The following is a 7,025-nucleotide window of genomic DNA, read 5'->3' on the forward strand; positions in this document are numbered from 1 at the left end:
TAGTCAGTAGTCAGTAGTCAGTAGTCAGTAGTCAGTAGTCAGTAGTCAGTAGTCAGTAGTCAGTAGTCAGTAGTCATAGTGCTGTCCCCGCTCGCGAACGTTATTAGTCAGTAGTCAGCAGTCAGTAGTCAGTAGTTACTGATTATTGGGAGATATTCAAAACAAATAACAACTGCCAACTGCCTACTGCCTACTGCCAACTGCCAACTGCCAACGGTCAACTGTCAACTGACATCTGACAAAGCATCAAGCCAAACCACTGATTTGGATCTGTCCAAACCTGCACTGGCATTAAACCCCGCTGCGAAAGTTCTTTTTTTACCGTATTGAGATTAAACTTGCGCGATATTTCGCTGCGGATAGTTTCTCCCGCTGCAAATTCAACCGTTAAATTGAGAGAACGCAAGTGCACTGTTTGCGCTTTTTTACTTTTCAAGTGCATTTCAATTTGACATTCCTCTTGATTGTAAAAAGCCCAATGCTCGAACTGTGATAAATCAAAATTTCCCTCATATTTTCGATTTAAATGTCGCAGCATATTCAAGTTAAATGCTGCCGTTACTCCTTGACTGTCATCGTATGCAGGCTCTAAAATATCCTTAGATTTGTCCAAGTCAATTCCCAGCAAAAAATACTCTCCCGGCTGCAAGGCACCGACAATTTGCGAGAAGAATAAATCGCATTCTTGAGCGTTGAGATTGCCGAGGGTACTGCCTAGAAAGCAAATCATTCGGGTTGGCAACGGTGACGGTGCAATTTTAGCTAAGGCTAATTCGTAAGTGCTGACAAGTCCGTGAATGTGGAGCGACGGATAATCTGCTAACAGTTGACAAGCGCTGCTTTCTAGGATAGTAGGACTAATGTCGATCGGCAAATAATGCAGGGGATATTCCAGTTGACTGTAAGCATCAAGGAGAATCCGAGTTTTGGTGGAACTGCCGCTGCCGAGTTCGACGATTTGGCAAGGGCCCGTTAAATTGGCGATCGCCCCCGCGCACCCCTGCAAAATTGCCGTCTCAGTGCGTGTCAAGTAGTATTCCGGCAACTGGCAAATCAACTCAAACAGGTTTGAGCCGCGATCGTCGTAGAAATACTTTGGAGGCAGGGATTTGGGGGTTTGAGTCAACCCGCTAACTGCATCGCTGCCAGCATTGATTTCTGCGGGTGTCAGTGCCGCAGCGCTCACCAGCCGCTCTAAATGCAGCCGGTTTTCCTTCGTTGAGGCTGAGTTTGTCGTGTCGGACAGTCTTGGGGATTTCATAAACTAATTTTTAGATGCACATATGGGTATAGCACGCAATCGCGTTGCCAAATATCGCGCTCAAGTCAGATTTTTCAGGCCACTCTCCATTCTCTATTCTCTCACCCGATGGCGATCGCATCCACAATTAAAACTTAAAATTTATCCACGAAAATTATTTAATAATTAACAAAACTTGTTTTACTTGAGCTTGTTACATGGAAAAAAGTTAGGCATTTCGCAAACAAATTTTGTCTCCCATTCCCCCTCCCGCCATTTATCTGATGTTCGTCAAATAAGCTTTATAATGCAATTATTAAGGAATTTGTTCATCTGAAAAGTCCGATGAATAAATTCCTCACTCTGAACAAATTTGATGGTAGTAATAATTACCTAGCAAACTACTTAGCACAGCGAAAACCAGCAATAATTTGCCGCACGCCCGGATAGTACCAATTCCGAAAGGTCGATCGCAGTGCCTGCGGAAAAGTCGCCCAACTCCCGCCTTTCAAAACCAGGTGTTCTCCATCAAAATAAACTTGAGAATATCCCCTGTAAGGATAACTTTCAAATCCCGGATAGGCGTCAAAGGTTGAAGCAGTCCACTCCCAAACATTGCCTAACATATCATAGCAGCCGATCGCACTTGCTCCTTTAGGAAAGGCATCAACTGGCGAGGTATTGGCAATATTATTGCCGTGATTGCACAGGCTGCCGTTGGGCGGTTCTTCTCCCCAAGGATAGATGCGATATGTTTGATTTGTGGCATCCCAACTCGCCGCTTTTTCCCATTCGGCTTCCGATGGCAAACGCTTGCCGATAAAGTTGCAGTAAGCTTCGGCTTCGTACCAACTCACGCCGCAGACTGGATGGTTGTTGAAAGCTTGATTTTCTGACCAGTAAAGCGGTTGAGAGACGGCTTCGCCTTGCAGCCATTTCCAGCCGTCTGCTGACCACCAATCAGGGTTTTGATAGCCGCCGGATTCCATGAAATCTTGGTATTGACGGCAAGTGACGGGATAGCGATCGATCGAGTATGCTTCTAAATAACACAGGTGGCGCGATCGCTCATTATCCAAAGCCTCAGCAGCATCGCTTCCCATGTAAAATTCTCCGCCCGGAATTTCAATCGCCGAATCGGTAATGGGGCATGGGGCATGGGGCATCGGGAATTGGGCATTGGGCATTGGGAATTTCTGCTGCTTTATTCCTCGCTTGATTCCTCTGTGTTGTAGAGAATTAATCCGTGTATCCGCGTCCAAATCCGTGTCGTGCCTTCCTTCCTTCTTCCTGTGCATTTGCAACACGAAAGCAACAGTTTCGCAGTGCTGACTTTCGTGCTGAATAATAAACCGCCAGAGACGTTCTTGCTCGTCGATCGGCGCTACTTCCAAATAATCTAACAGCTTTTTTCTCACCGCGTCCAGATATAATTCAACTTCAAGTAACGTCGGCAGAAAAACCCGTTGTTTTTTTGGCAAAATATCCGCAGCAAACAGTTGGTGATACTCAGGAAAGACTGGCTTCAACCCAGCACACCGTTGCAACAGCCACAAATCCTCAGTATAAGCAATGTGACCTAAGTGCCAGCCAACTGGACTGAAATCAGGATGAGCTTGACGGCAAAAAGTATCATAATCGATGTCTGCAAATAGCTTGAAAGTGCCGCTGCGACACTGCTGCAAATCGCCATAAATTGCCTCTCTACAAGATTGGATAGATTTGGATATCACGGTCTACTCCGGTACTGATAATGCTCTGGACTGGACACTCGTGCCAATTGCCAGCAAATAAAGGTTCAGAAGCAATGATGACAGAATTCGGGAAATTTAAATCGTCTCGCAGCCAATAGAGGGAAGGAGGGGTTTTTTGGGAAGCAAAGCGAGAGGCAACGAGCTGGTGTCCGTCGCTGATAATTATATTAGCTGAAAATTCTACTTGGTGAAAGTTTGCTAGCTCTGCCAAAGTTTTCAGCGAGTTTTGCAAAGCAGCTTGTATGGTCAGATTTCCGGCGGTCAATTCATTGACAAACAAGGCGAAGATATGCTCTGAGTCTGTAGTACCGTTAATTGATTGATACAGCGTATCGCTGAGGCGATCGCGAATTGGTCTGTAAAGAGTTTGCCGAAAATTCTTCACGAAGCCGTTGTGTACGAACAGCAGGCGATCGTTCTGAAACGGCTGACAGTTGCTCAAATCTACAGCTTGTCCTGAAGTTGCACTGCGAACGTATCCGATCGCGCATCCAGATTCAACGAATCGACTGATACTCGGAAGGTTAACGTCGCTCCAAATTGGCTGTACATTTTTATAGGTAAACGGGTCAGTATCTAGGTGCGGGTGATACCAACCAATACCAAAACCGTCAGCATTGAGTAGGCCAGAAGTCATTTCGCGGGGCTGGTAACTCTGCACAATTAGAGAATGTTCCGGCTTGTACAGAATAGCATCAAGTAAAATCGGCTCACCGAGGTAGCCCAGCAAACGGCACATAAAATTTTTGCAGCAATTTGATGAGGATCGCGAATTAAATAACTTACAATTTTAATTGTTATTGTGGGATGGGCGTCCCGCCCGTCCTTTTTGGACGGGCGGGACGCCCATCCCACTTTCAAGAGTGGAAGTTATTTAATTCTCATTCCTTAGCATTGTAAGTCATTAGCCGAAAAATTGCCCGTTAGCGAAGCCCTCGAAGAGGATCGCCCATCTTCAGCGCTGGAAGGTTTTTTGTAGGCCGCTGCCAGCATCGCAGTACAAACGATACAGTTAAGGTAGAACCCCTGCAGCACAAGGAGACTCTTGAATGTTCCTCGACGAACTCATCCCAATGGCGAAAGAATTGATCGAACAGCCGATCGCCTTCGCGGGCGGATTTTTATCTGGCCTGCTTCGACTCAACCTTCACGAAGATCCCGTTAAAAGCTGGATCGACGAGCAAGCTGGTTCAACTTCCTACACTACTCCCCCAGCCGAACCCACCAACGGTAAAAGCACGGGGCCTCAGTCAATCTCGATCGACTAAGGAAAAGCAGTAACATCCTCCCAACGCCAAACTGATTACAGTTATGGCGTGGGCTTCCAAACTTCACTGTTTGGCTTTTCGCGTTTTTCCCTTACGGGATTTCCAGATTTGGCTAGATTGAATTTCTCAGTCCCCGCTAGAAAGTCTGCACAGACACAAGCGATTCCCGTATAGCCTTTCTCAGATAGATGAAGAACAATAACAGCAGTGTGTAAACCAGTTCCCAATATCTTGCTGAGAAAGTTGACGGAATGCAAACTCGATCGCCTTTCCTAATTATTGATAATTTGTTGTGTTGATAAAACCGAAAATATTTGTAAGTTTTGACCATAATTTTTCAGTCTTATGATAAATCAGGCGAAGGGGGCGACAAGTATATTACTTTCGCCCTTTTTCTTGATTACTTTATTTACTGATTTTGCCTCTTTTTATGACCATTTTCCATCATTAATAAAGCATTTTTTCATTGTTTCGGTAGGTTGCCGGATCATAAAAAGTATCAAATCTAATTGTATCATTTTCCTTCTTAAATTAACTTATAGCAATCCTAAATCAGTTGTAAAAATATGTAGGGGTAGTGCTACCCCTACTCCCCGTGCCTACCCCACCCAAGGCGGGGCAACCACGGGGGGTTTGCCCCTACAAGAATTACACAAATCATTTAGGATTGCTATATATTAGAACTTTATGAACCATATAGCAATCCTAAATAAATCGTAATTTTTTTACCCCTCCCCAACCCTCCCCGAAGCCGCGGGGAGGGAGTAAGAAATTCACAAATGATGCGAGGATTGCTATACCTTGTTAGTCGCTTTGTTTCCGAAGATGCTTGGTGATCCGTCGCCCACCTATCACTGATCTGATGAAAATCAAGTATTGTTCAGGGGTGGGATTTCTCGTCGCCCCAAAACTCATATCCTCACTCATCCGCAGGGCGAGTAAGGATATGAGTTTTGATTAAGCTAACTATTGCAGCCATTACCAAGGGTTGGTCAATCGATTTTAGATTTTAGATTTTAGATTTTAGATTTGAAGCATTAACCCCACGGATAAATTTGGGGGCTTATTTATCGGATACAGGTTTTTTATTTATCCACGCATAAATCCGGGGGCTTGTATCCTGGATGCTTTCGGTCAATGCGCCAAACCCTTTTAGTCAGAGTCGATCGCCCAGTTGTATGCTAGATAGCACTTGACAGTTAAATTAACAGGTTATTATGTATAGCACAACAAGTTCAGTTCGATCGACATGACTATCTACATTGGAAATCTGTCTTACCGCGCCACCGAAGAAGACCTGAAAGCAGTATTTGCAGAACACGGCACAGTCAAGCGAGTTGTCTTGCCTACCGACAGGGAAACCGGTCGGATGCGCGGTTTTGCATTTGTTGAGATGATGGAGGATGCCCAAGAAGACGCTGCAATTGCCGAATTAGACGGTGCAGAGTGGATGGGGCGTCCCTTGCGAGTGAACAAAGCTAAACCGAAAGAAGAGGGAAATCGAGGCGCAGGTATCAAGAGAAACGACGGATATTAGTCTGCGATGCGGCGGTTGACATCCTCTCGGAACCCACCTGATGCACCAGTGCGCCAGTAGCGCCGAATTGCTACCAGCAGTGGATTTTGGGGATGAAATGTCAACTCCGCTGCACAAAAACATCGATTATTTACAGGAGCCTGCGGTATGGTTTTATTACAAGAATTTGATGCCCAAGAATGGGTGAAAACGCGCAGTTCCCTAGACGGTGAAGCAACATTTCTCACCTGGAACGGTTATATTTACTCTTTTGTTCCCAACGAGCCGAAAAAGCGCTTGTTCAAAATACTTGGCATGAGTGCAAGCAGGTGTATTGCTGACGGCGAGGGCGGCTGGAAATTCACCTCGCGAGAACTAACTTACTATCTAGACCCCAACAGCGGAAAAATTCTCCACAAATGGGAGAACCCTTGGACAGGAGAAACCCTAACGGTTGCTCACGTTGCTAACAACCCCGTCCAAGGGAATTTTAAAGGAATTTTCCCGGCTAAAGTAGAGCCTGAAATTACGACTTTTGTCTTTGACTTATTTCCCAACTATCCTAATCCTTTAGCTGAGGATGCCAGATTTGTTGATTACAGTCCAAATCCCATCTATCAAGCAGCAGAATTATTTAAGCTGACAGTGCCCACAGCAGAATTATTAAATCCCGAACTTGTCTCAGTTTCTCAAGTAATTCTGAGTTGGGATAGAATCGGGCCGTGGCTGGCATGGATGAAAATGGGAAATCGACCCGGTAACATGATTTACAGTGCCACGGGTTCCAAAGTCAAGAGTTGGACAGAATTACCTCAATTGCTGCAAGATGAAATCAAAACTCGCATTCCTTTGTATAAAGATGCGCCGAAATCGCAATTAGATGTGGAAGATATGACTTCTTGGATTTATTTTCAACAGAACTTTGATGCTTATCTCGCGGGAGAAAGATTCCCTCTGCCAGCACCGGAAGCATAAGCTCATAATAGATGAATGCCCTCAATCAGTTCGCGATCGCATGGCGGCCCATGCGAAACCGGGTTTTTTACTGAATCGGCAGGCCCAAACGCGTCTTTTCGTCCATCTTTCCCCGGTTTCGAGCAGTCGGAGTGCGATCGCGAACTGTCAATGTAGGGTGCGCGCACCAGGACATTACCGCATCATATCAAATCCGGTAAGTAGGTCGGTATAAAAAAACAAAGGTAAGTAAAGAAATGTTAACAACTAGAATTGGAACTGAATTTAAAGCG

General features: G+C 45.3%; 6 protein-coding genes. 3 read left to right on the plus strand and 3 right to left on the minus strand.

Going from position 1 to position 7,025, the window contains the following annotated elements:
- Positions 1–217: 217 nt before the first annotated feature.
- The 3 genes from egtD to egtC form a co-directional block, all read right to left on the minus strand.
- A complete protein-coding gene (egtD, locus tag QUA16_RS34845; protein WP_333109575.1) occupies positions 218–1,261 on the minus strand; it encodes an L-histidine N(alpha)-methyltransferase in 1,044 nt (347 codons plus the stop codon).
- A gap of 380 nt (positions 1,262–1,641) precedes the next feature.
- Positions 1,642–2,973 (minus strand): ergothioneine biosynthesis protein EgtB, encoded by a 1,332-nt coding sequence (locus QUA16_RS34850; RefSeq protein WP_333109574.1) that lies wholly within the window; start codon positions 2,971–2,973, stop codon positions 1,642–1,644.
- On the minus strand, positions 2,945–3,733 hold the full coding sequence (gene egtC, locus QUA16_RS34855) for an ergothioneine biosynthesis protein EgtC (protein WP_333109573.1): 789 nt from the start codon (positions 3,731–3,733) through the stop codon (positions 2,945–2,947). The genes QUA16_RS34850 and egtC overlap by 29 nt, the downstream gene beginning before the upstream one ends.
- Before the next feature lie 310 nt (positions 3,734–4,043).
- Here egtC and QUA16_RS34860 point away from each other — a divergent pair, with 310 nt between their 5' ends.
- The 3 genes from QUA16_RS34860 to QUA16_RS34870 all read left to right on the plus strand — a co-directional run bounded on the left by QUA16_RS34860 (position 4,044) and on the right by QUA16_RS34870 (position 6,753).
- Positions 4,044–4,262: a hypothetical protein gene (locus tag QUA16_RS34860; RefSeq protein WP_190736419.1), complete on the plus strand. Its 219-nt coding sequence runs from the start codon at positions 4,044–4,046 to the stop codon at positions 4,260–4,262.
- Positions 4,263–5,511: 1,249 nt separating this feature from the next.
- Entirely contained in the window at positions 5,512–5,799 is a 288-nt protein-coding gene (locus tag QUA16_RS34865) for an RNA-binding protein (RefSeq protein ID WP_333109618.1), read from the plus strand.
- Between the two features lie 147 nt (positions 5,800–5,946).
- Complete coding sequence (locus QUA16_RS34870) at positions 5,947–6,753, plus strand: DUF1838 domain-containing protein (protein ID WP_333109620.1); 807 nt, start codon at positions 5,947–5,949, stop codon at positions 6,751–6,753.
- The last annotated feature ends 272 nt before the right edge of the window (positions 6,754–7,025 follow it).

It is taken from the genome of Microcoleus sp. S13_C3, from assembly GCF_036700905.1.
Lineage (GTDB): Bacteria > Cyanobacteriota > Cyanobacteriia > Cyanobacteriales > Microcoleaceae > Microcoleus.